This is a genomic window from Salmonella sp. 32100201201700099SM (genome assembly GCF_017572645.1).
GTDB lineage: Bacteria > Pseudomonadota > Gammaproteobacteria > Enterobacterales > Enterobacteriaceae > Salmonella > Salmonella enterica.
In genome coordinates, this window is sequence record NZ_JAGERQ010000010.1 from 1 (window position 1) to 22,636 (window position 22,636).

24 protein-coding genes and 1 pseudogene are annotated in these 22,636 nt (G+C 53.0%); 2 read left to right on the plus strand and 23 right to left on the minus strand.

Annotated elements, in window-relative coordinates:
• Window positions 1-188: 188 nt before the first annotated feature.
• On the minus strand, window positions 189-446 hold the full coding sequence (bhsA, locus tag J4685_RS16085; RefSeq protein ID WP_000800159.1) for a multiple stress resistance protein BhsA: 258 nt from the start codon (window positions 444-446) through the stop codon (window positions 189-191).
• Window positions 447-687: 241 nt separating this feature from the next.
• On the opposite strand from bhsA, the gene comR reads away from it, so the two are divergent.
• Complete coding sequence (comR, locus tag J4685_RS16090) at window positions 688-1,323, plus strand: TetR family copper-responsive transcriptional repressor ComR (RefSeq protein WP_000205979.1); 636 nt, start codon at window positions 688-690, stop codon at window positions 1,321-1,323.
• 74 nt (window positions 1,324-1,397) lie between these two features.
• On the opposite strand, the gene J4685_RS16095 is transcribed toward comR, so the two are convergent.
• The 8 genes from J4685_RS16095 to hinT form a co-directional block, all read right to left on the minus strand.
• Complete coding sequence (locus J4685_RS16095; protein WP_001043449.1) at window positions 1,398-1,937, minus strand: glycine zipper 2TM domain-containing protein; 540 nt, start codon at window positions 1,935-1,937, stop codon at window positions 1,398-1,400.
• A gap of 178 nt (window positions 1,938-2,115) precedes the next feature.
• Window positions 2,116-3,420, minus strand: a complete 1,305-nt coding sequence (ndh, locus tag J4685_RS16100; RefSeq protein WP_000211052.1) for an NADH-quinone dehydrogenase — start codon at window positions 3,418-3,420, stop codon at window positions 2,116-2,118.
• 253 nt (window positions 3,421-3,673) lie between these two features.
• Window positions 3,674-4,216, minus strand: a complete 543-nt coding sequence (gene ycfP / locus J4685_RS16105; RefSeq protein ID WP_000587944.1) for an alpha/beta hydrolase YcfP — start codon at window positions 4,214-4,216, stop codon at window positions 3,674-3,676.
• A 24-nt stretch (window positions 4,217-4,240) separates the two neighbouring features.
• Complete coding sequence (gene nagZ / locus J4685_RS16110; protein ID WP_000529339.1) at window positions 4,241-5,266, minus strand: beta-N-acetylhexosaminidase; 1,026 nt, start codon at window positions 5,264-5,266, stop codon at window positions 4,241-4,243.
• A gap of 10 nt (window positions 5,267-5,276) precedes the next feature.
• Window positions 5,277-6,101, minus strand: coding sequence for a thiamine kinase (gene thiK / locus J4685_RS16115; protein ID WP_001257343.1), 825 nt, complete (start codon window positions 6,099-6,101; stop codon window positions 5,277-5,279).
• Window positions 6,082-6,720, minus strand: coding sequence for a penicillin-binding protein activator LpoB (gene lpoB, locus J4685_RS16120; protein WP_000164355.1), 639 nt, complete (start codon window positions 6,718-6,720; stop codon window positions 6,082-6,084). Before lpoB ends, thiK begins: the two co-directional genes overlap by 20 nt.
• A gap of 13 nt (window positions 6,721-6,733) precedes the next feature.
• On the minus strand, window positions 6,734-7,108 hold the full coding sequence (locus tag J4685_RS16125) for a YcfL family protein (protein WP_000589562.1): 375 nt from the start codon (window positions 7,106-7,108) through the stop codon (window positions 6,734-6,736).
• A gap of 2 nt (window positions 7,109-7,110) precedes the next feature.
• On the minus strand, window positions 7,111-7,470 hold the full coding sequence (hinT, locus tag J4685_RS16130; protein WP_001532068.1) for a purine nucleoside phosphoramidase: 360 nt from the start codon (window positions 7,468-7,470) through the stop codon (window positions 7,111-7,113).
• 341 nt (window positions 7,471-7,811) lie between these two features.
• Here hinT and fhuE point away from each other — a divergent pair.
• A pseudogene (gene fhuE / locus J4685_RS22585) lies at window positions 7,812-9,986 on the plus strand (ferric-rhodotorulic acid/ferric-coprogen receptor FhuE).
• Window positions 9,987-10,070: 84 nt separating this feature from the next.
• On the opposite strand, the gene ptsG reads toward fhuE, so the two are convergent.
• From ptsG to yceD, 14 genes are all read right to left on the minus strand, one after another.
• Entirely contained in the window at window positions 10,071-11,504 is a 1,434-nt protein-coding gene (gene ptsG, locus J4685_RS16145) for a PTS glucose transporter subunit IIBC (protein ID WP_000475692.1), read from the minus strand.
• Window positions 11,505-11,798: 294 nt separating this feature from the next.
• Complete coding sequence (locus J4685_RS16150) at window positions 11,799-12,596, minus strand: metal-dependent hydrolase (RefSeq protein ID WP_000480272.1); 798 nt, start codon at window positions 12,594-12,596, stop codon at window positions 11,799-11,801.
• Between the two features lie 10 nt (window positions 12,597-12,606).
• Window positions 12,607-13,611: a DNA polymerase III subunit delta' gene (gene holB / locus J4685_RS16155; RefSeq protein WP_000872458.1), complete on the minus strand. Its 1,005-nt coding sequence runs from the start codon at window positions 13,609-13,611 to the stop codon at window positions 12,607-12,609.
• Window positions 13,608-14,249 carry a dTMP kinase gene (tmk, locus tag J4685_RS16160; protein WP_000535396.1) on the minus strand — a complete coding sequence of 214 codons (642 nt, stop codon included), beginning with the start codon at window positions 14,247-14,249 and terminating at the stop codon, window positions 13,608-13,610. Before tmk ends, holB begins: the two co-directional genes overlap by 4 nt.
• Complete coding sequence (gene yceG, locus J4685_RS16165; RefSeq protein ID WP_000736459.1) at window positions 14,239-15,261, minus strand: cell division protein YceG; 1,023 nt, start codon at window positions 15,259-15,261, stop codon at window positions 14,239-14,241. Before yceG ends, tmk begins: the two co-directional genes overlap by 11 nt.
• A gap of 2 nt (window positions 15,262-15,263) precedes the next feature.
• On the minus strand, window positions 15,264-16,073 hold the full coding sequence (gene pabC / locus J4685_RS16170; RefSeq protein WP_000478651.1) for an aminodeoxychorismate lyase: 810 nt from the start codon (window positions 16,071-16,073) through the stop codon (window positions 15,264-15,266).
• Between the two features lie 123 nt (window positions 16,074-16,196).
• A complete protein-coding gene (gene fabF, locus J4685_RS16175; protein ID WP_000044664.1) occupies window positions 16,197-17,438 on the minus strand; it encodes a beta-ketoacyl-ACP synthase II in 1,242 nt (413 codons plus the stop codon).
• An 85-nt stretch (window positions 17,439-17,523) separates the two neighbouring features.
• Window positions 17,524-17,760 carry an acyl carrier protein gene (acpP, locus tag J4685_RS16180; RefSeq protein ID WP_000103754.1) on the minus strand — a complete coding sequence of 79 codons (237 nt, stop codon included), beginning with the start codon at window positions 17,758-17,760 and terminating at the stop codon, window positions 17,524-17,526.
• 155 nt (window positions 17,761-17,915) lie between these two features.
• The gene (gene fabG, locus J4685_RS16185) at window positions 17,916-18,650 is read right to left on the minus strand and encodes a 3-oxoacyl-ACP reductase FabG (RefSeq protein WP_000007236.1); all 735 of its coding nucleotides are present in this window, start codon (window positions 18,648-18,650) and stop codon (window positions 17,916-17,918) included.
• Between the two features lie 12 nt (window positions 18,651-18,662).
• On the minus strand, window positions 18,663-19,592 hold the full coding sequence (gene fabD, locus J4685_RS16190; RefSeq protein ID WP_000191345.1) for an ACP S-malonyltransferase: 930 nt from the start codon (window positions 19,590-19,592) through the stop codon (window positions 18,663-18,665).
• 15 nt (window positions 19,593-19,607) lie between these two features.
• Window positions 19,608-20,561, minus strand: a complete 954-nt coding sequence (gene fabH, locus J4685_RS16195) for a beta-ketoacyl-ACP synthase III (RefSeq protein WP_000288147.1) — start codon at window positions 20,559-20,561, stop codon at window positions 19,608-19,610.
• 79 nt (window positions 20,562-20,640) lie between these two features.
• On the minus strand, window positions 20,641-21,720 hold the full coding sequence (gene plsX / locus J4685_RS16200; protein WP_001518286.1) for a phosphate acyltransferase PlsX: 1,080 nt from the start codon (window positions 21,718-21,720) through the stop codon (window positions 20,641-20,643).
• Window positions 21,721-21,853: 133 nt separating this feature from the next.
• On the minus strand, window positions 21,854-22,027 hold the full coding sequence (gene rpmF / locus J4685_RS16205) for a 50S ribosomal protein L32 (RefSeq protein ID WP_000290727.1): 174 nt from the start codon (window positions 22,025-22,027) through the stop codon (window positions 21,854-21,856).
• 51 nt (window positions 22,028-22,078) lie between these two features.
• Window positions 22,079-22,600: a 23S rRNA accumulation protein YceD gene (gene yceD, locus J4685_RS16210; RefSeq protein ID WP_001174494.1), complete on the minus strand. Its 522-nt coding sequence runs from the start codon at window positions 22,598-22,600 to the stop codon at window positions 22,079-22,081.
• Window positions 22,601-22,636: the final 36 nt, after the last annotated feature.

Below are 22,636 nucleotides of genomic sequence, written 5' to 3' on the forward strand. Positions count from 1 at the left end.
GTTGAACTTTTGCAGTTGCCAGACCGCAAGATGTTTTAACAAATCAAAAGGGGTTTTAATAACTGGCTTAAAGCTGAAAGCTTTCCGGAACCCCCAGCCTAGCTGGGGGTTTTCCATAGACAAAAAAGCATCGCGAGGCTTTCTTTTTTTATTGTGGCAATCGCAGCGGCATTAATGAGGGTTAATGCTTACTTATAGATTACCGCCGTACCGTGAAGGGTATTCGGGCCGGTAACAGAGGTAATACGGAAAGACTTCGCCCCCATCTCCTGCGCTTTTTGCGCCAGCTGATCTTCCAGCGAGCCCAGATTCGTGCCGCCATTCGCGGAAATGGTGCCGAACTTCTGTTGACCTTCTGGCGTTGCCTGAACTTCAACGGCGGCGAAGCTGGCGAATGAGAGCGAACTCAGTACCGCAGCAGCGATGAGGGTTTTTACGTTTTTCATAGTGATGACCTTTAGCAGATGAATAGGTGTCGTAAGCATTAACTTAACGATCGATAAGTTAATCATAGATGTGATCTACATCACACGTCAACTTCTTTTTATAATGATCGTTATATAATTTATAAAGATGTTATTTTTCATGTGAATAGAATTGATTTATTTTTCTAATGAATACTCTGGAGCCAGAAGTGGTTTGTTTTTATAATAGAGAGACCGCTCTTTAAACAGGTACAACGGCATCATGACAACGGATACCACGAGTTGCGCGAAGAAAAGCCGTGGCCGACCAAAAGTGTTCGACAGGGAAGCCGCGCTTGATAAGGCCATGACTCTCTTCTGGCAGCACGGCTATGAAGCAACTTCGCTTGCCGATCTCGTAGAGGCTACCGGGGCGAAAGCGCCTACTCTCTATGCGGAATTCACTAACAAAGAAGGATTATTTCGCGCTGCCCTGGATCGCTACATCACTCGCTTTGCCTCAAAACACGAAGCCCAGCTCTTTTGTGAAGAGAAAAGCGTAGAATCGGCGCTGGAAGATTACTTCACAGAAATTGCCGCCTGCTTTACCAGTACAGACACGCCGGCTGGCTGCTTTATGATTAATACGTCCGCCACCCTGGCCGCCTCCTCGCGCGATATCGCCCGCACGGTAAAATCACGCCACGCCATGCAGGAACAGACGCTCATCCAGTTTCTGCGCCAACGTCAGGAGCGCGGTGAAATTCCGGCGCACTGTAACCCGCAGGCGCTCGCAGAATATATAAACTGTATTTTACAGGGAATGTCGATCAGCGCCCGTGAAGGTGCCACCTTCGAACAACTGATGCAAATTACGCGTACGACTCTGCGCATCTGGCCTGAACTGATCAAGTCCTGAACGACGCGGCTTCGGATAAAAAAAAGCCCCTCAGCCTGAGCGAATGAGGGGCTAACTTGCAGAGTACAGCTTTTTTATGCTTTGTTATTCAGAACCAGTTGGCCATTGCCGTCGAGGGGAATTTGCGTTCCGGGGTCTTTATCCATGCGGATTTTGCCCTGCTGATCGCCAATTTTGTAGGTCACGTCGTAGCCAAGCATCTTTTCAGATTTGTCATACACCGTCTTACAGCGTTGCTGCGTGGTAGTGTAGGTATCACTTTCCTGCATTGATCCCTGGATTTGATTGCCAGCATAACCGCCGCCCAGCGCCCCGACGACCGTCGCCACATCTTTACCACGACCGCCGCCAAATTGATGTCCAATCACGCCGCCTGCTACTGCGCCAAGCACCGAGCCGGCAATACGGTTTTCGTCCTGAACCGGTCTACGATGCGTGACCGTGACATTACGGCACTCCTGACGCGGCGTTTTTACCGTCTCTTTAATCGGTTTAGCCGATATCACCTGCGCATATTGCGGACCACGATCAAATACGTTGAGACTGGCCACTGCCGCCACACCCAGCGCAGCCGCTACGCCAATCCCTATACCCGCCAACATTGATTTATTCACGGGAGTTCCTCCTTCGTTGCTATTGGTAACAATTTTGCAACCAGTATGCGAACAAAGCCAATCGGAATGAGGATGAAAAATGCGGGATGAGGCGGTAAAGCTGAAGGATTCGGACAACTCCGAAGCAAGAGATGGAGAAGCGCTCACCGGCGCGAGCAGCCGGTGAGGCGCAGAGAAATTAATGCAGTTTCAGGCGCGGACGAATGACGCGGTTAATACTGCCCACCAGCATCATCAGGCCGGTTTTAAAGTATCCATGCAGCGCTATCTGGTGCATACGGTATAGCGAGATATACAAGAAGCGGGCGATACGTCCTTCAATCATCATTGAACCGCGGGTCAGGTTCCCCATCAGACTACCCACGGTAGAGAAGTTGGACAGAGAGACCAGCGAACCATGATCTTTATACTGGTAAGCTTTCAGCGGTTTGCCATTCATCTGCGCCAGAATGTTATTCATCGCGCAGGTAGCCATCTGATGCGCCGCCTGAGCGCGAGGCGGCACAAAACCTCCCTCCGGACGTGCGCAAGAAGCGCAGTCGCCAATCGCATAAATATCAGGATCGCGCGTGGTTTGCAGCGTCGGTTCCACCACCAGTTGGTTAATGCGGTTCGTTTCCAGACCACCAATCTCTTTCATAAAATCTGGCGCTTTGATACCCGCCGCCCACACCATCAGATCGGCCTGAATATATTCACCTTCTTTCGTATGCAGACCGCCTTCGTCGGCGCTGGTGACCATAGTTTGCGTCAGCACGCGAACGCCCAGTTTGGTCAGTTCATTATGCGCGGCGCTGGAGATACGCGGCGGCAACGCAGGCAGAATACGCTCGCCAGCCTCAACCAACGTCACGTTCAGCGCGTCGTTGGTCAGCCCCTTATAACCATAGCTATGCAGCTGTTTTACCGCATTATGCAGTTCAGCCGACAGCTCAACCCCCGTCGCACCGCCGCCAACGATGGCGATATTGACCTTACCGTTCGCGCCCAGGTTAGCCGAATACTTGAGGAACAGGTTCAGCATCTCCTGGTGAAAACGGCGCGCCTGATGCGGGTTATCGAGGAAGATACAGTGCTCTTTCACGCCCGGCGTGTTGAAATCATTAGAGGTACTGCCCAGCGCCATCACCAGCGTGTCATACGCGATTTTGCGCTCCGGCACCAGCAGTTCGCCCTTTTCATCACGCAACTCGGCAATGGTGATGGTTTTCGCTTCGCGATCGATATCCATCACCGACCCCAGTTGGAACTGGAAACCATGATTACGCGCATGAGCCAGATAGCTCAGCGCATCCACGCCTTCGTCCAGAGAGCCAGTCGCCACTTCGTGCAGCAATGGTTTCCACAGATGGCTGTGATTTCTGTCTACCAGCGTGATTTTCGCTTTTTTCTTGCGCCCCAGTTTATGGCCTAACTGCGTCGCCATTTCCAGTCCGCCAGCGCCGCCGCCGACAATCACGATCTTTTTTAATGGTGTAGTCAACGTGACCCCCTTAAATTTATTAACCAATTGTTAATTAAAAGTTATTAGTATAGCCTTTAATTAACAACAAGTTACGTTAATGAGAATAAGCTTCTGATATGAGAATAGCATGAACGGTGCATTGGTCATACCAAAATTGATGTGCATCAAGTTTTCATGCTGAAAAGATAGACAGTTTGCGAGAATTGAGCATAAAAAAACCAGCCGCAAGGCTGGTTATCCGGTCACTGATAACGCCATATTGCCGGGGGCGTTACCCCAGCGTTTTAAACGCTTTGATACGTTGCAAATACGGCGAAATATTTTTGAATTTGTGAGTCTGTTCCTCATCCCACACAATTTCATAAAACGGGTGAAGCGCTTGCGCTGAGCGTTGGCTGTCCAGCGCTTCGTCATGACGCGAGAGGATCACCAGACAACGATCGCGATTTTTTTCGCGAAAGTTGGTCACGCACTTTGTAGCGATGTCCGCATATTCTTCCGGGCGATCGATTTTCCCCTCCATGTTTTCATAGGGGAACAGGTTCGGGTTAAAAACCACCTGACGGATATCGCACAAAAAGCCAATCCGCTCCGCCCAGTAACCGCCCAGCCCCACGCCACAGATTAAAGGGCGCTCGTCCACATTCAACTGCAACATTTTGTCCACTTCTTTCAGCAGATGCTGCATATCGTGCTTAGGATGCCGCGTACTGTAGCTTACCAGCCGAACATCCGGGTCGATAAACTGTAATTGCAACACTTTTTCATGGTTGCCCGGACTATTTGAATCAAAACCGTGTAAATAAATAATCATCTGGCACCCTCACGAAAACTCGAGTTAATGACCTGCTTTTTCTTCCTGCCAGCGTTCATGTAACTGGTTGAGCTGGGCGCTGGCTGTTTTCCAGCGTGCTGAGTCCATGAGCTCCCGGCGTGAAAATGAACCTTTATGATACAAACGTGTAACACGTTCTGCTTTGATCGGCGACAGATTATCCAACACGCTGACTGCGCCTTTACGATTATTGCAGACCAGAATCATATCGCAACCCGCATCCAGCGACGCCTGAGCGCGCTCAGCATAGCTGCCCATAATCGCCGCGCCCTCCATCGACAGATCGTCGGAGAAAATGACGCCGTCAAAGCCTAACTCCTGACGCAGCACCGTTTTCAGCCAGTACGGCGAACCGCTTGCCGGGCGTGGATCGATAGCGCGGTAGATTACGTGGGCAGGCATAATCGCATCCAGTTTATTCTCACTAATCAGCGCGCGGAACACCGACATATCTTTGCCACGGATGTCCGTTTCAGGACGTGGATCGCACGGCGTCTCTTTGTGGGAGTCCGCCGTGACCGCGCCGTGGCCGGGGAAATGCTTACCGGTCGTTTTCATCCCGGCGTCATGCATACCGTCAATAAAGCGTGTTGCCATTGCCAACGCTTTTGCGGGATCGGCATGATAAGAACGCTCGCCAATTGCCGCGCTGATATGCCCGACATCCAGCACTGGCGCAAAACTGATATCAATATCCATCGCGATCATTTCGCTGGCCATCAGCCACCCTGCCTCCTGCGCCAGTCGCCCCCCCTCTTCCAGCCCATGCAGCGCAAAAAAAGATTGCGCCGCGGGCAGGCGGGTAAACCCTTCACGGAAACGCTGTACGCGCCCGCCTTCCTGATCGACGGCCACCACCAGATGGTTACGCGATGCCGCCCGAATCTGGCGCACTAATTCGCGCAGCTGTTCCGGGTCATGGTAATTACGCGTGAACAGAATAAGCCCGCCAACCAGCGGATGCGCCAGTATCTCGCGCTCCTCCGCATCCAGCTCACATCCTTCGACATTCAACATTACTGGGCCCACACTGCTCTCCTTATCCTTTCATACGTAGCTGGCGCCAGGTTTCATCGGCCAGCCTGATAAATTGTTGCTCGCCGGTTTGTCGCCAGCGGTATTCGAACCACCCTGCTTTTAGCATAATGACCCAGGGGTGCCATAATCGTATCTGTCGCCATAGCTGCCGGGCGTCGATTCGCGCGCGCGCGGCATAAGCGTCTGCCAGTTGTCGGTGCTGGCGTTCATCCTCAACCCATACTGCCGCCAGCTCCAACGCAATATCGCCGTCGCCGGCATACTCCCAGTCAATCAGTCTCAACCCGGCGGACGTTAATACTATATTGTCGCCATGGACATCCATATGCAAAGGCGCGAGCCGCAGCGGGCGAGGTTCACCGTTTTTTTGCAACTGTTTGAGCCGCCGCAACCAAAACGGCGTACGCCTTGCCGGATCGCAACACGACCAGTACTGCGCCAATAGTGGCGATAGCGCGATACGCCAGCCAAAATGCGGCTGTTGATGCAAATGATACAGTAAGGCCGCCAGTTCGTCGGCATCTGGCAGAGCGGAATTTACCACACCATGCAGATATTCTACCGCCATCCAGCCCGGCGTATAAAAAAGCGCTCGCGGCGCCAGACTGGCTGGCAATTGGGATAAGGCGCGGTGATGACGTAAAAAATGGGCTGGTGGAGCGTCGGGGTCGTGATGACGGCGCAGCACGATACGGTGAGTATCGTGAGCAATAATACAGCTCCCGCCGCTTAGCCCCTGCGATGCGGTGACGGCGGGACGATACTGGGGAAAATAGCGCGACAGGATCTCGTCGCGCGTTAAGGGATTATTGTTGTTGGACCGCACCTTTACCTGACCAGATTATCTCGCCAGTTTGCACCAGCATTAACTGCATCTGTAATGCAGGCGCGTTAACGTTACCGGATGCGCTGGAGTAAAGTACATATTGCGCCCCGACATTGCGCGCAATGCCAATAGCTTTACTGCGCGTTCCCAGACTATCCTGCGGAGACAATCCTAACTGCTGTTTTGCCATCGCGAGTTGCTGTACGGAGACCAGCGTAAATTTACCGTTGTTCGCCAGCGCATTACGTAACGTTTCCGTTGCCTCGTTCGCATTTAACGACCCATTCGTCCGGTTATTCACGCTGTCGACAAGCAATACGCTTCCGGCCGTCACGCCATCAGCCTGCAACATTTTGCTGACCAGCGGTTGCATCGCGCCGTTCCAGTCATAGTGGCGCACCTTAGGCGCTGGCTGGCCCGTTTGATCTTCATGTTCGATCGGCCCCGGTTGCTGTGGAATCGTTGGCACAGACGGCACAACAGGAGGCTGCGGCGGCTGCGCGGGTTGTTCTGGCGCTGGTTTTACCTCTTCAACTGGCGCAGGTTGACGTTGCGCCATACACCCGGAGAGAAATATCGCCAGCGCAGCGATGGCAGCGTAGCGATGCATTTTTGTCATCAAAATTCACTCCTCACAAATAAAGATAAAGCCTAACCTTATGCGCCCCCAGATAATTGGCGCTGCCAAATAGCGTTACCGACGAATGCGCGGGTATGGTTACGCTTCGCGGCGCCTCCAGCGGATGCATCTCCAGCCCCCGCGCGTCATACCAGTAAAACCGATAATGAACGGTTATGGGCTCTTGCCTTTCGTTATAGACGCGGGAAGAGGCTGATGGCTGGATATCAGACGCCGTCAGTTCAGGCGGCTCTGCGGTGACGCCCGCCGCCAGAACCGTGGACTCCATCACCAGCGACTGCGCGTCGCTTACCGGAATTTCAGGGTGTGACCGGCAGCCGGTAAGCAGCAGCAAGCCCAGAGAAACCGCGATGCATCCTTTGATCATACTTACAAGCCTTTATGCGCCAGCATCGGGCCTAGCGGGCGGCCGCCCAGTAGGTGCATATGGATATGATAAACCTCCTGGCCCCCATGGCGGTTGGTATTCATGATTAAACGATACCCATCTTCGGCAATGCCTTCCTGTTCGGCGATTTTCGCCGCCACGGTGATCATCCGACCTAACGCCTGTTCATGTTCCGCCGTCACGTCATTGACGGTTGGGATCAGGATATTGGGAATAATCAAGATATGCGTCGGCGCCTGCGGTGAAATATCACGAAAGGCGGTGACCAGCTCATCCTGATAAACGATATCCGAAGGGATTTCACGACGAATAATTTTGCTGAATATAGTTTCTTCTGCCACGACGTTTTCCTTTTTCATAATAGCCCTTGCAGCGCACATGCTACGCCGAGCCATACTGCGAGTATAGAGTATGAGCGAGTTACCGACGCTCTTTCAACTTTAACCCACGATTTATTAAGCGAAAAATGACTACATGCTGGACTTACCGCCATATCCCCCTGCCATGACGCCTTTGTACGCTTAAAAAATATTTCTAGTTTCCCTGTTTATACCGTTTTACACATTTAATACAAATGCGTATATTTCTCATTTGCATTTTTATGCGCATTAACTAGCAAAGAATGAAAAGGTTCAACGTCATACGTCCTGAACTTACCCCAATAACAAGCAAGGATTTTCAGATGTCTTTCATTCAATACCGCCGGGACAAACACCTTCCGTCCACCGCCGCACCGTCGCTGTTAGCTATGGGTATGGCGATGGCATTTATGCCTGCCGCCTTCGCGGCTGAGGATACCGTTATTGTCGAGGGCGCGACGACCGCTGACGCCGTAAACCGTGAAGAACAGGATTACAGCGTGAAAACGACCGCTGCGGACACCAAAATGCCGATGACTCAGCGCGATATCCCGCAGTCGGTCAGTATTGTCAGCCAACAGCGGATGGAAGACCAGCAGTTGCAAACCCTGGGCGAGGTGATGACCAATACGCTGGGGATCAGCGGAAGCCAGGCTGACTCCGATCGCATCAGCTATTACTCGCGCGGGTTTGAAATTGACAACTATATGGTTGACGGTATTCCAACGTATTTTGAGTCCCGCTGGAATCTGGGCGATGCGCTAACGGATACCGCGCTGTATGAGCGCGTGGAGGTGGTTCGCGGCGCGAATGGGCTGATGACCGGAACCGGCAATCCTTCTGCCTCAATTAATATGATCCGTAAACACGCCACCAGTCGGGAGTTCAAAGGTAACGTCTCCACAGAATACGGTAGCTGGAATAAGCAGCGTTACGTCATGGATCTGCAAAGTCCGCTCACCGCAGACGGTAATGTCCGTGGGCGCATCGTGGCGGGTTATCAGAATAATGATTCCTGGCTGGACCGCTATAACAGTGAGAAAGCGTTCTTTTCCGGAATTGTCGATGCCGATCTGGGTGCAACCACCAGCCTTTCAGCCGGTTATGAATATCAAAAAATTGATGTCAACAGCCCGACCTAGGGCGGTCTGCCGCGCTGGAACACCGATGGCAGCAAAAATAGCTATGACCGCGCGCGTAGTACCGCCCCGGACTGGGCTTATAACAATAAAGAGATAAATAAATTCTTCGTCACGCTTAAGCAGCGTTTTGCCGAAAGCTGGCAGGCGACCCTGAATGCGACCCATACTGAGGTCAAATTCGACAGTAAAATGATGTATATCGATGCGTTAGTGGATAAAGAGACAGGTACGCTGGTGAGTCCTTATGGCGCAAGCTACCCCGTGGTCGGCGGTACGGGCTGGAACAGCGGCAAGCGCAAAGTAGATGCCATAGATCTCTTTGCCGATGGCGCTTATGAGCTGTTTGGCCGCCAGCACAATATGATGTTTGGCGGCAGTTATAGTAAACAGAATAACCGCTATTTTAGCGCCTGGGCGAACGTCTTTCCGGACGACATTGGCAACTTCAGCGCCTTTAACGGTAATTTCCCCCAAACCCACTGGGCGCCACAAAATCTGGCGCAGGACGATACCACGCATATGAAATCGCTGTATGCCGCTACGCGCATTTCGCTGGCCGACCCGCTGCATCTGATTCTCGGCGCTCGTTATACCAACTGGCGTGTTGATACACTGACCTACAGCATGGAGAAAAACCATACCACGCCGTATGCCGGGCTGATTTATGATATCAACGACAACTGGTCCGCTTATACCAGTTATACCTCTATCTTTCAGCCGCAGAATAAACGCGACAAAGCGGGTCAATATCTGGCTCCGATTACCGGTAATAACTATGAAGCGGGTCTGAAGTCCGACTGGATGAACAGTCGCCTCACCACCACGTTGTCCGTGTTCCGCATTGAGCAGAATAACGTCGCTCAGGCAACCACTATTCCCATCCCTGGCAGTAATGGGGAGTTTGCCTGGAAGTCTACTGACGGAACGGTGAGCAAAGGCGTCGAATTTGAAGTGAACGGCGCAATTACCGATAACTGGCAGATGACTTTCGGGGCTACCCGGTATGTTGCCGAGGACAATGAAGGTAACGCCGTGAACCCTAATCTTCCGCGCACCAGCGTGAAGTTATTCACCCGCTATCGTCTGCCGGCGATACCGGAGCTGACGGTCGGCGGCGGCGTGAACTGGCAGAATCGGGTTTACAAAGATACCACGACGCCGTACGGCACTTTCCGCGCCGAACAGGGCAGCTATGCGCTGGTCGATCTGTTTACCCGCTATCAGGTGACGAAAAATTTCTCCGTACAGGGAAACATCAACAACCTGTTTGATAAAACCTACGACACCAATATTGATGGTTCCATTGTTTACGGCGCACCGCGTAACGTCAGCCTCACCGCCAATTATCAGTTCTGACAGACTGTCGGAGAGCGGCATGTAAAGCGCCATTAAAAAAGGCAGCCGAATGGCTGCCTTAATTCTCCCCAACATCATTACTGCTTAGCTGTTACGGATGTACTCATCCATTTCCGTTTTCAGGTTATCGGATTTCGTACCGAAAATAGCCTGAACGCCGGAACCCGCGACGACAACGCCTGCCGCGCCCAGTTTCTTCAGGCCAGCCTGATCCACTTTCGCTACATCGGCTACGCTCACGCGCAGACGCGTGATACAGGCATCCAGGTTAGTGATGTTCTCTTTACCGCCAAACGCCGCAACCAAAGCCGGCGTCATTTCGCTGGTCGCCCCCGCTTTTGCGTCATCAGTAGTGTCTTCACGACCCGGCGTTTTCAGATCCAGCGCTTTGATCAGCACGCGGAACACGGTGTAGTACACAATCGCATAACCGGCGCCAACAATCGGGAACAGCCACAATTTGCTGCTGTTACCGGACAGCACGATAAAGTCGATCAGACCGTGGGAGAACGACGTACCGTCACGCATCCCCAGCAGGATACAGAGCGGGAATGCCAGACCTGCCAGAATCGCGTGAATAATGTACAGGATCGGCGCCACGAACATGAAGGAGAACTCGATAGGCTCGGTAATACCCGTCAAAAACGAGGTCAGCGCGGCGGAAATCATGATACCGCCCACTTTTGCGCGGTTTTCCGGTTTAGCAGAGTGCCAGATAGCAATGGCCGCAGCCGGCAGACCGTACATTTTGAACAGGAAGCCGCCAGACAACATACCCGCCGTCGGGTCGCCCGCCATATAGCGCGGAATGTCGCCGTGGAATACCTGACCCGCGGCGTTGGTGTATTCGCCGATCTGCATCTGGAAAGGAACGTTCCAGATATGATGCAGACCAAACGGCACCAGGCAACGCTCGATAAAACCGTAAATACCAAACGCGACAACCGGGTTCTGATAAGCCGCCCACTGCGAGAACGCCTGGATAGCCGTACCGACTGGCGGCCATACGAAAGACAGCACCACACCGGTAAAAATAGCGGCCAGACCCGAAATGATCGGCACGAAGCGTTTGCCCGCAAAGAAGCCCAGATACTCAGGCAGTTTGATGCGGTAGAAGCGGTTAAACATATACGCTGCGATCGCACCGGAGATAATCCCCCCGAGAACACCCGTATCAGCAAGGTGTTTAGCGGCGATCTCTTCAGCAGGTAAATGCAGAACCAGCGGCGCAGCCACAGCCATGGTTTTCACCATGATGCCATACGCTACTACCGCCGCCAGAGCCGAAACGCCGTCGTTGTTGGTGAAGCCCAACGCCACGCCGATAGCGAAAATCAGCGGCATATTGGCAAAAACAGATCCGCCCGCTTCTGCCATAACGTGCGATACAACGGCTGGCAGCCAGCTGAAGTTAGCGGAACCGACACCCAGCAGGATACCTGCGATAGGGAGTACGGATACCGGCAGCATCAGCGATTTACCGACCTTTTGCAGGTTAGCAAATGCATTCTTAAACATAATTGAGAGTGCTCCTGAGTATTTGTGCTTTTCTACGTTCTCACGCATTGGCGAGGGGGGAGAACCCCGCCGTGGACAGGACATCTAAGTGCCCTTTTATTCATTACACAGAGTAAAATAAATACGTCTGATTTTGTTTGACGGCTATCACGTTTCAGCGCCAGATAGCCTAAAAAGTATCACATTCTGCCAAAATGAGTTTCCGAATGTTTCCATAAGCTCGCTCACCGCCCCTTTTGTGGCGGTGAACTTTACGCGCTTTGCTTATTAATTACGAGCTTTAAAAAAACTCGTTTAACGGATTGATGACAGGCGAGACGCGTCAATATGGAACAGGCGAGCAAAGTTATCGGTGGTGATCTGCGCCAGTTCTTCAACGGCAACCCCTTTCAATACCGCCATATATTCTGCGACGTCGCGTACCATCGCAGGCTGGTTCTCTTTACCGCGATGCGGCACCGGCGCCAGATAAGGAGAAGCGGTCTCGACTAATAACCGATCCAGCGGCACATAACGCGCCGCATCACGCAACTGCTCAGCGTTACGGAACGTTACGATGCCGGAAAATGAGATATAAAACCCCAGATCCAACAAGTTGCCGGCCGTTTCTCTGTCTTCTGTAAAACAGTGTAGTACGCCGCCGCAATCCGTCACTTTTTCTTCGCGCAGGATAGCCAGCGTATCGGCGCGCGCGTCGCGAGTATGGACAATCACCGGTTTATGCAATTCGCGGCCAATCTGGATATGATGAATAAAAGACGCCTGCTGGCGGATTTTGGTCTCAGGCGTGTAAAAGTAATCAAGCCCGGCCTCGCCCATCGCCACCACATCGTCTTCTGCAGCAAGGAGGCGCAGTTCTTCTACGTCATATACTTCATCCTGATTTAACGGATGCACGCCGCAGGAAAAGACCACATTATCGCGCTTGCCCACCAGCTCGCGCATATGGCGATACCCCGGCAGCGTCGTCGCCACCGCTAAACAGAACTTCACATCGCGCGCGGCGGCTTTTGCCAGCACATCGTCCACGTCCTTATGCAAAGATTGATAATCCAGACCATCAAGATGGCAGTGTGAGTCGACTAAAAACATAATGTCTCTCTCAAAGATGAGGAACAGGCAACAAGGTGCCTGGTTGCAGGTAATGCTCGATGCGGAGAATGAGATCGGTTAATACCAGTTCGCGGTTTAATCCGGTCACATGAAGTAATTGATCACGACAATGGCAAACATCGTTCAGGATTGCCTGAATACGCGCCGGGGATAGCGGCCCCGCCAGCGCGGCAACAACCGCGTCCGCATCAACGTTTGTCAGGTACGACGCGCCGTGCTGACGTTTCAGCGCGTCTACCAGCAGCGTCGCCAGCCAATGCAGGCGCGCCGGGGCTTGCTCATGATTGAGCGCCGTTAATACCGCATACCAGTCGCCCGTATGTAAACTGTCCATCAACGCCTGACACAGCGCCTCACGCTGCGCCCAACGTTCAGACTGCAACAGCGCCAGCGCGGCGCCGGGCGACCCCGCGTTCAGGCGTAGCGCCGTGAGCAATGCTTCTTGTGACGCCGTCACTTCTCGCGATAGCCATGACATCGCATACGATTCGGACGGCGGCGCCAGATGATGCAGCCGGCAGCGGCTGCGTAATGTCGCCAACAGACGAGCAGGCTCCGGGCTGGCAAGGAAAAACCAGGTTTGCTCCGGCGGCTCTTCCAGCGTTTTGAGCAACGCATTGGCGGCGGCGTCGGTTAATAGCGCCGCCTCCGCAATCCACACCACCTTCGCGCCGCCCAGACGGGAGTGCTCGTACAATTTCTCGCTGACCTCGCGTACCGCATCTACGCCGAGGCTGCTTTTGCCTTTATCCGGCGTCAGCGTGTAATAGTCCGGATGCGTGCCAGCCTGCATAAGCTGACAGCCACGGCAATGCCCACAGCTTTTGTGGCCCTCAGGCTGCTGGCATAACAGATAACGGCTCAGCGCATAGCACAGCGCCTCGTCGCCCATGCCAGGTAAGGCCTGAATCAGTAGCGCATGGTGCCCACGTCCCGCCTGGTAACTTTCTACCAGTTTTTCATAGGCGGGCCGTAACCATGGATACCATTTCATGCCGCTTGCTCCTGCACCCACTTCGTCACCGTGGCGCGAATGTCGCGCATGACGGCATCCAGCGGCTGGGTCGCGTCAATGGTGCGGATACGCGAGTCTTGCGCCGCCAGTTCCAGATAGCGCGCGCGAGTCCGGTTAAAGAAATCAAAAGATTCCTGCTCAATGCGATCCAAATCGCCGCGCGCTCTGGCGCGTTTTAGCCCGACTTCCGGCGTGACATCCAGATACAGCGTCAGGTCAGGGCGAAAATCGCCCAGCACGGCATCGCGTAGTGTCGCCAGCATGGTTTGATCAATGCCGCGCCCTCCCCCCTGATACGCCTGGGTCGAGAGATCGTGGCGATCGCCGATCACCCATATGCCTTGCGCCAGCGCGGGCTTGATTACCGTTTCGACGAGCTGTACGCGAGCGGCATAAAACATCAGCACTTCCGCTTTATCGGTAATCACTTCGTCGCCTACCGATCGAATATCCAGCACCAGACTTCGTAGTTTTTCGGCAAGCTGCGTACCGCCCGGCTCACGGGTAAAAATCATGTTACGAATACCCAGTTGCTCAAGGGTCTCCACCACCACGTCGCGCGCAGTGGTTTTTCCGGCGCCTTCCAGGCCCTCGATGACGATATAATTACTGCCCATTTTTTTCCTTAAGCACTTTCAGGTACTCCTGCACTGACCGATTATGGCTGGCAAGATTGGTGTTAAATGTGTGACCGCCTTTACCGTCGGCCACAAAATAGAGATACGGCGTTTTCGCCGGATGCGCCGCCGCCTGCAATGACGCTTCGCTGGGCGATGCAATCGGTCCTGGCGGCAGCCCGGTTATGGTATACGTGTTATAAGCCGTCGGCTTTTCCAGATCCGCACGCGACAAGTTACCATTATAACTCGTCCCCATCCCGTAAATCACGGTGGGATCGGTCTGAAGGCGCATACCGATTCTCAGGCGATTAATAAAGACTGAGGCCACCTGATCGCGTTCGCTGGCGACAGCCGTCTCTTTTTCAATAATCGAGGCCATTGTCACCAGTTGGTTCTGATCTTTATAAGGCAGCCCCTCGGCCCGACCTTTCCAGACAGTATCGACAGCTTTCACCATCTTTTGATGCGCTCGCTTGAGAATAGCGACATCGCTGGTGTTGGCGGTATACATCCAGGTATCAGGCCAGAACCACCCTTCTACCCATTCCGGGTGCGCAAGCTTTAATGCCTGAGCGACAGTGGCGTAGTCATCATCCGGCAATGTATGGCGAATATACGGCGCCTCCCGTAGCTGTTTCAGGTAATCGCTAAGGCGCATCCCTTCCACAAACCGCAACGGGAATTGCGCTTCTTTGCCGCTCTCCAGCAACTCAAGCATCTCCCGTACGGTCATCCCGGGCGTAAAACGGTAAGTTCCCGCTTTAAAGTGCGATAACTCAGGCTCCACGCGCAGCAGCCACTGAAATACCCGGGGGCGATTAATGATTTTTTCATCATAAAGCTGGTCGCCAAGCGCCAGCCGCCCCGTTCCCGCCTTGAGCGTAAAAATAGTCTCGTTTTTAATAAGTAACGTGCTGTTCGCCAGATGGCGAACTTTCCACATCCCCACGCCCGCGGCAATACCCAGCACAACCAACAGCAGAAGGAAAACGCCTGACAATTTTTTCATAACTAATTCGGATGCTCACAAAATGGGGCTAAAAATTGAAACAGTGTTCGCGAAGAATACGACGTCCCGTGATAGGCGCGTATGGGAATAATCGGCATTAGCGCGTTGCAAATGATAATCTCATCCGCCTGCCTGACTGCCTCCTCTCTCGCCTGTACTTCAAGAACCTGGAAAGGAGATTGCGCCAGTTGGCGTAAACAAAATTGTCGCATAATGCCGTTCACCCCGGCCTGATCCAGACGCGGCGTAAAAACAATGTCGCCTGTACGCCAGAACAAATTAGCCGCACAGCATTCCGTAACCCATCCCTCGCTGTCAAGAACCAGCGCCTCATCGGCGTCCGTCTGCTCAAGATGAGAGCGAATCAACACCTGTTCGAGGCGGTTCAGATGTTTTAATCCGGCAAGATAAGGATTGCGCCCAAGCGGTATGGGACTAAGGGTAAGAGTGATGCCTTGCTTACGCCACTGAGAATAATAAGCGGGATAAGCAGAAACGGAGAGGATTCGGGTAGCTGCCTGACAATTCATGGCGCTGTATCCCCGGCCGCCGCTGCCACGGCTAATGATCACTTTCAACACGCCTGAATCATGCCCTGTGGCCAACATTGTCATCTCTTGCCGAAGGGTCGCCCAATGGCTAAAAGCGATCCGTAATTTTGCACAGGCAACCTGCAAGCGCTGAAGATGCGCTTCCAGATGGCAAATGTTGCCATCAACAATACGTGCGGTCGTAAAACTGCCATCGCCGAACTGCGTCGCCCGGTCGCTTACAGCAAGTTGATCCTGCGCATGGCCATTAATTAAAAACATAGTGGCTCCTTATCCGTCGCCTGCTAGTGTGGCAGGATGAATAACGCAGAACAAGAGATGATATGCCTGATAAAAAAGGCCCGACAAGCGGACCTTTTTATTAATGTCTGTCTCTGACTTAACTTAGATCTTTTTAAAAATCAAGGAACCGTTAGTTCCGCCAAAGCCAAAGGAGTTACACAGAGCATACTCCAGATCGCTGACCTGGCGCGCTTCATGCGGCACGAAGTCCAGATCGCAACCTTCATCCGGGTTATCCAGATTAATGGTTGGCGGAATGGCCTGATCGCGTAGCGCCAGAATAGAGAAAATAGACTCTACTGCGCCTGCGGCGCCCAACAGATGGCCGGTCATCGATTTGGTCGAGCTCACCATCACTCGGCTTGCTGCATCGCCAAAGACTGACTTAACCGCCTGCGTCTCAGCTTTGTCGCCGGCAGGCGTCGACGTGCCGTGCGCGTTGACGTAGCCAATCTGAGCAGGCTCAATCGCGGCATCACGCAACGCGTTAACCATCGCCAGCGCAGCGCCTGCGCCATTTTCCGGCGGCGACGTCATATGGTAAGCATCGCTGCTCATACCAAAGCCGACGATTTCGGCATAGATTTTCGCACCACGCGCTTTTGCATGTTCGTACTCTTCAAGCACCAACATACCGGCACCGTCGCCCAGTACAAAACCATCGCGTTCTTTATCCCACGGACGGCTCGCCGCCTGTGGGTTATCGTTGCGGGTCGACAGCGCGCGCGCTGCGCCAAAACCACCTACGCCCAGCGGCGTACTGGCTTTTTCTGCGCCACCTGCCACCATCGCGTCCGCATCGCCATAGGCGATGATACGCGCGGCATGGCCGATGTTATGCACGCCTGAAGTACAGGCAGTCGCAATAGAGATGCTTGGCCCACGCAGGCCATACATGATAGTCAGATGGCCTGCTACCATGTTAACAATCGTCGACGGGACAAAGAACGGGCTAATCTTACGCGGTCCGCCTTTTACCAGCGAACTGTGGTTTTCTTCGATCAGACCGAGACCACCGATACCGGAGCCGATAGCGGCGCCAATACGGCTTGCGTTCTCTTCCGTCACTTCAAGGCCAGAATCCTGCATGGCCTGTACGCCAGCGACAATTCCATATTGAATGAAGGCATCCATCTTGCGCTGTTCTTTGCGCGAGATAATGTCATCACAGTTAAAATCCTTTACTAAGCCAGCAAATTTCGTTGCATAGGCGCTAGTATCGAAATGGTCGATCAGGCTGATGCCACTCTGACCGGCAAGGAGAGCTTTCCAGGTAGACTCTACGGTATTGCCGACAGGAGACAACATGCCCAGTCCGGTCACAACTACACGACGCTTAGACACGGTTGTCCTCCAGGGAGGGAAAATGATTCTAGTGGGACAAAAAGATAAAACTCAGGCGGTCGAACGACCGCCTGGAGATGTTCACTTACGCCTGGTGGCCGTTGATGTAATCAATGGCAGCCTGAACGGTGGTGATTTTCTCAGCTTCTTCGTCCGGAATCTCAGTATCAAACTCTTCTTCCAGAGCCATTACCAGCTCAACGGTGTCAAGAGAATCTGCGCCCAGGTCTTCAACGAAAGAAGCATTGTTGGTTACTTCTTCCTGCTTAACGCCCAGCTGTTCGCCGATAATTTTCTTAACGCGTTCTTCGATAGTGCTCATACTCTTAAATTTCCTATCAAAACTCGCTTTCGCGATGGTTTTCGTAGTGTATAAAATGTTGAAAAATTTGCAACTAAATCCCGGCAGGTCTTACCACGATTTTACGTTATTTTGCGGCCTTTCGCCCTAATAACGCAAATATTTTTCAATCGTGATTAAACCATGTACATTCCGCCGTTGACGTGCAGAGTCTCACCAGTGATGTAACTCGCTTCGTCAGAGGCTAAAAATGCAACCGCACTGGCGATTTCCTGAGCGCCGCCGAGGCGACCCGCAGGCACCTGCGCCAGGATACCCGCACGCTGATCGTCAGACAGCGCACGCGTCATGTCCGTTTCAATAAAACCCGGAGCCACAACATTGACAGTAATACCACGGGACGCAACTTCACGCGCCAGTGATTTACTGAAACCGATCAGGCCCGCTTTCGCCGCAGCGTAGTTTGCCTGACCTGCATTTCCCATGGTACCAACCACAGAACCAATAGTGATAATGCGACCACAACGCTTTTTCATCATAGCGCGCATTACTGCTTTTGACAGGCGGAAAACGGATGATAAGTTGGTTTCGATAATATCGTTCCACTCATCATCTTTCATTCGCATCAACAGATTATCACGAGTGATACCGGCATTATTAACCAGGATATCCACTTCACCAAATTCTGCGCGAATATTTTCAAGAACAGATTCAATAGATGCAGGATCGGTCACATTCAACATCAAACCTTTCCCGTTAGCACCTAAATAGTCGCTAATGTTCTTCGCACCATTTTCACTGGTCGCAGTCCCGATAACTTTCGCGCCGCGGGCAACGAGAGTCTCTGCAATTGCGCGGCCTATGCCACGGCTTGCACCAGTCACCAGCGCAATCTTTCCTTCAAAGCTCATGGTTTTCCTCTTTTATTGCGTAAGTGCCGCAGACAGCGCCGCCGGCTCGTTCAGCGCCGACGCTGTCAGGGTGTCGACAATACGTTTCGTCAGACCAGTGAGGACTTTACCTGGACCCACTTCATAAAGATGTTCAACGCCCTGCGCCGCGATAAATTTCACGCTCTTCGTCCACTGTACCGGATTGTACAACTGGCGAACCAGCGCATCGCGGATAGCGGCGACATCGGTTTCACATTTCACGTCAACGTTGTTTACTACCGGCACCGTTGGCGCGCTAAAGGTAATTTTGGCTAATTCAACCGCCAGCTTATCTGCCGCTGGTTTCATCAGCGCGCAGTGCGACGGTACGCTCACCGGCAGCGGCAGCGCGCGTTTCGCGCCAGCGGCTTTACAGGCTGCGCCCGCGCGTTCTACCGCCTCTTTATGCCCGGCGATAACCACCTGTCCCGGCGAGTTAAAGTTAACCGGCGAAACAACCTGCCCTTCGGCAGATTCTTCACAGGCTTTAGCAATAGAGGCATCATCCAGCCCGATGATCGCAGACATGCCGCCAGTACCTTCCGGAACCGCTTCCTGCATGAATTTACCACGCATTTCCACCAGACGAACGGCATCAGCAAAGTTGATGACGCCAGCGCAAACCAGCGCGGAATATTCGCCCAGGCTGTGACCTGCCATTAACGCAGGCATTTTACCGCCCTGCTGCTGCCAAACGCGCCAAAGAGCGACGGAAGCGGTTAATAACGCCGGCTGCGTCTGCCAGGTTTTATTCAGTTCTTCCGCTGGACCTTGCTGGGTGAGCGCCCACAGATCATATCCCAGAGCCGCAGAAGCTTCAGCAAACGTTTCTTCTACGATAGGGTAATTTGCCGCCATTTCGGCCAACATCCCAACGCTCTGAGAACCCTGACCGGGGAACACAAATGCAAATTGCGTCATGTTTAAATCCTTATACTAGAAACGAATCAGCGCGGAGCCCCAGGTGAATCCACCCCCGAAGGCTTCAAGCAATACCAGCTGACCGGCTTTAATTCGCCCGTCACGCACGGCTTCATCCAGCGCGCACGGCACAGAAGCCGCGGAGGTATTGCCGTGCCTGTCCAGCGTGACGACGACATTGTCCATCGACATGCCGAGTTTTTTCGCTGTCGCGCTAATGATACGCAGGTTAGCCTGATGCGGCACCAGCCAATCGAGTTCTGAGCGATCCAGGTTATTAGCCGCCAGCGTCTCATCGACAATATGCGCCAGTTCAGTGACCGCCACTTTAAAGACTTCATTGCCCGCCATCGTCAGGTAAATCGGGTTATCCGGATTTACGCGATCGGCATTCGGCAGGGTCAGTAATTCACCGTAACGGCCATCGGCATGAAGATGAGTGGAGATAATACCCGGTTCTTCAGAAGCGCTCAGTACGGCCGCGCCTGCGCCATCGCCGAAAATAATGATCGTACCGCGATCGCCAGGATCGCAAGTGCGGGCTAATACATCGGAACCGACCACCAGCGCGTGTTTAACCGCGCCGGATTTAACGTACTGGTCGGCGATGCTTAACGCGTAGGTGAAACCTGCGCACGCTGCCGCGACATCAAACGCCGGGCAACCTTTAATACCGAGCATACTTTGAATCTGACATGCCGCGCTTGGAAATGCATGCGTTGCTGATGTGGTAGCCACCACAATCAAGCCAATTTGGTCTTTATCGATCCCCGCCATCTCAATCGCACGATTCGCAGCGGTAAAGCCCATCGTCGCGACAGTTTCATCCGGCGCGGCGATATGGCGTTCACGAATACCTGTACGAGTGACAATCCACTCGTCAGAGGTCTCAACCATTTTTTCCAGATCGGCGTTAGTCCGCACTTGTTCGGGCAGATAGCTGCCAGTACCAATAATCTTCGTATACATGTACGCTCAGTCACTTTTCGGTTATATACCGTTACCTGTAAACGTCTGGCACGCTGGCGGCGCCGGGGAGACAGCGATATTATCTGTGCGCCCGCAGGTTTACGCCTTTGCCATCGTCCAGCGGTTCAAATCCGGCTGGGTATACAGATTCCAGGCGAGCGGCAATTCGCTGAGGAACTTGTCGCTGCACCGCCTGCACTGCCTGTTCAATCGCGACTGCAAATGCTCGCTGATTGGCCGCACCATGACTTTTTATCACCGTGCCGCGCAATCCTAACAGACAGGCGCCATTATACTGGTCGGGGTTGAGGTGACTGAATCGCCTCGTCAGGCTTTTTTGTAACCAACGTTTTAATAACAGCAGCCACCACGACCGTTTTTTCCCCTCGCCCTGTGATTTCAGCAGTGAAAGGAACATTCTGACAACCCCCTCCATCGTTTTAAGTGTGACATTGCCTGTAAAGCCGTCACACACCAGTACATCGGTTTTTCCCGTCAGTAACTCATTCGCCTCAAGGTAGCCGATATAATTGATGGTTGGGACTGTTTTTAACATTAAAGAGGCTTCGCGAATACTGTCAAGGCCTTTGGTTTCTTCTTCCCCGATATTGAGTAGCGCCACGCGGGGATTTTTAATCCCGACGACTTCTTCCGCTAAAACGGCGCCCATCACGGCAAACTGCACCAGCATGGTACTGTCGCAGTCGACGTTGGCCCCCAAATCAAGCACTACCGTTTTGCCCTTTTGCTGGTGCGGTAATACCGTCACCAACGCCGGACGCTCAATCCCCTCAAGAGGCTTGAGCAATAATTTCGCCAGCCCCATCAGCGCCCCGGTATTACCGGCGCTAACGCAAGCTTCGGCTCGGCCTTCTTTCACAAGCTCCAGGGCCACACGCATGGATGTCCCGCGACTGGCGCGGATCGCCTGCGAAGGCCGGGCATCACTGGCAATAACTGACTGTGCAGGGATAATCTGCAGACGCGAACGTTGTTCAAAGTCAGCTTTGGCAAGTAATGGCGTGATAATATCGGGATTCCCGACTAAAAGAAGAGTGAGCTGCGAATTAGCGTTCAGTGCCTGCAATGCTGCAGGCACCGTCACGGAAGGACCAAAATCGCCCCCCATGACATCTAACGCCAGGGTTAGACGTGTCAAGGTATCGTCGCTGCCTGGTTCGGTGTTCTCCGCTTACGCGGAGAAATCCTCACTAAGCTTTATCACGCTTGTACTCTTCGGCTTTTACACCACAGGCACGCCTGTGATGCAAAAGGCATCGAGTATCGCGCGATTACTTAGCGATGACCTTACGGCCGCGGTAGTAACCGTCGGCAGTGATGTGGTGACGCAGGTGTTTTTCACCAGAAGTTTTGTCTACAGACAGGCTGGTGACTGCGGTCAGAGCGTCATGGGAACGACGCATGCCACGTTTGGAACGGGTTGGTTTATTCTGTTGTACGGCCATGGACCTTACTCCTCAATTACGGTTTATCCCTGCGTCCGCGGGGAAGACCTATTACTTACGCTTTAAGCTGGCTAATACGGCAAATGGGTTTGGCTTTTGCGCTTCATCAGACAGTTCGCCAAAGACCATGTCCGCCTCGGACACTTCACAGTGTTCAGAATCATGCACCGGAACTACCGGCAAGGCGAGGATGATTTCATCTTCAACCGTCGCCAGCAGATCGATTTCGCCGAATTCGTTTACCTCAATCGGCTCATACGCTTCCGGCAGTGCTTCAGCCTGCTCGTCGGAACGGACAGGGCTAAAACAATACGTTGTGTGAACCTGATGGGTAAACGGTTTCCCGCAACGCTGGCATTCGAGCGACACCGTAACGACCGCATCGCCGGTCAAAACGGCGAGACGCTGGTTATCGATAGCGAACGACATGGAGCATTCCACATCACTGTCCACACTGACTACAGATTCGGCAACGCGCTCAACCTGATCGGGGGTATAGATACCCTGGTAATCAAGGCGTTTTTGAGCGGTACGAACCGGATCAAGAGTCAGGGGTAATTTTACCTTTTGCATAGGGCGCGCATATTAACTTCGTAACGTCATATAGTC

Coding starts and splice junctions, on each gene's coding strand:
- bhsA (WP_000800159.1), bottom strand. CDS start 446: ATGAAAAACGTAAAAACCCTCATCGCTGCTGCGGTACTGAGTTCGCTC.
- comR (WP_000205979.1), top strand. CDS start 688: ATGACAACGGATACCACGAGTTGCGCGAAGAAAAGCCGTGGCCGACCA.
- ycfP (WP_000587944.1), bottom strand. CDS start 4,216: ATGATTATTTATTTACACGGTTTTGATTCAAATAGTCCGGGCAACCAT.
- lpoB (WP_000164355.1), bottom strand. CDS start 6,720: ATGACAAAAATGCATCGCTACGCTGCCATCGCTGCGCTGGCGATATTT.
- J4685_RS16125 (WP_000589562.1), bottom strand. CDS start 7,108: ATGATCAAAGGATGCATCGCGGTTTCTCTGGGCTTGCTGCTGCTTACC.
- ptsG (WP_000475692.1), bottom strand. CDS start 11,504: ATGTTTAAGAATGCATTTGCTAACCTGCAAAAGGTCGGTAAATCGCTG.
- J4685_RS16150 (WP_000480272.1), bottom strand. CDS start 12,596: ATGTTTTTAGTCGACTCACACTGCCATCTTGATGGTCTGGATTATCAA.
- holB (WP_000872458.1), bottom strand. CDS start 13,611: ATGAAATGGTATCCATGGTTACGGCCCGCCTATGAAAAACTGGTAGAA.
- tmk (WP_000535396.1), bottom strand. CDS start 14,249: ATGGGCAGTAATTATATCGTCATCGAGGGCCTGGAAGGCGCCGGAAAA.
- yceG (WP_000736459.1), bottom strand. CDS start 15,261: ATGAAAAAATTGTCAGGCGTTTTCCTTCTGCTGTTGGTTGTGCTGGGT.
- pabC (WP_000478651.1), bottom strand. CDS start 16,073: ATGTTTTTAATTAATGGCCATGCGCAGGATCAACTTGCTGTAAGCGAC.
- acpP (WP_000103754.1), bottom strand. CDS start 17,760: ATGAGCACTATCGAAGAACGCGTTAAGAAAATTATCGGCGAACAGCTG.
- fabG (WP_000007236.1), bottom strand. CDS start 18,650: ATGAGCTTTGAAGGAAAGATTGCGCTGGTGACTGGTGCAAGCCGTGGC.
- fabD (WP_000191345.1), bottom strand. CDS start 19,592: ATGACGCAATTTGCATTTGTGTTCCCCGGTCAGGGTTCTCAGAGCGTT.
- fabH (WP_000288147.1), bottom strand. CDS start 20,561: ATGTATACGAAGATTATTGGTACTGGCAGCTATCTGCCCGAACAAGTG.
- rpmF (WP_000290727.1), bottom strand. CDS start 22,027: ATGGCCGTACAACAGAATAAACCAACCCGTTCCAAACGTGGCATGCGT.
- yceD (WP_001174494.1), bottom strand. CDS start 22,600: ATGCAAAAGGTAAAATTACCCCTGACTCTTGATCCGGTTCGTACCGCT.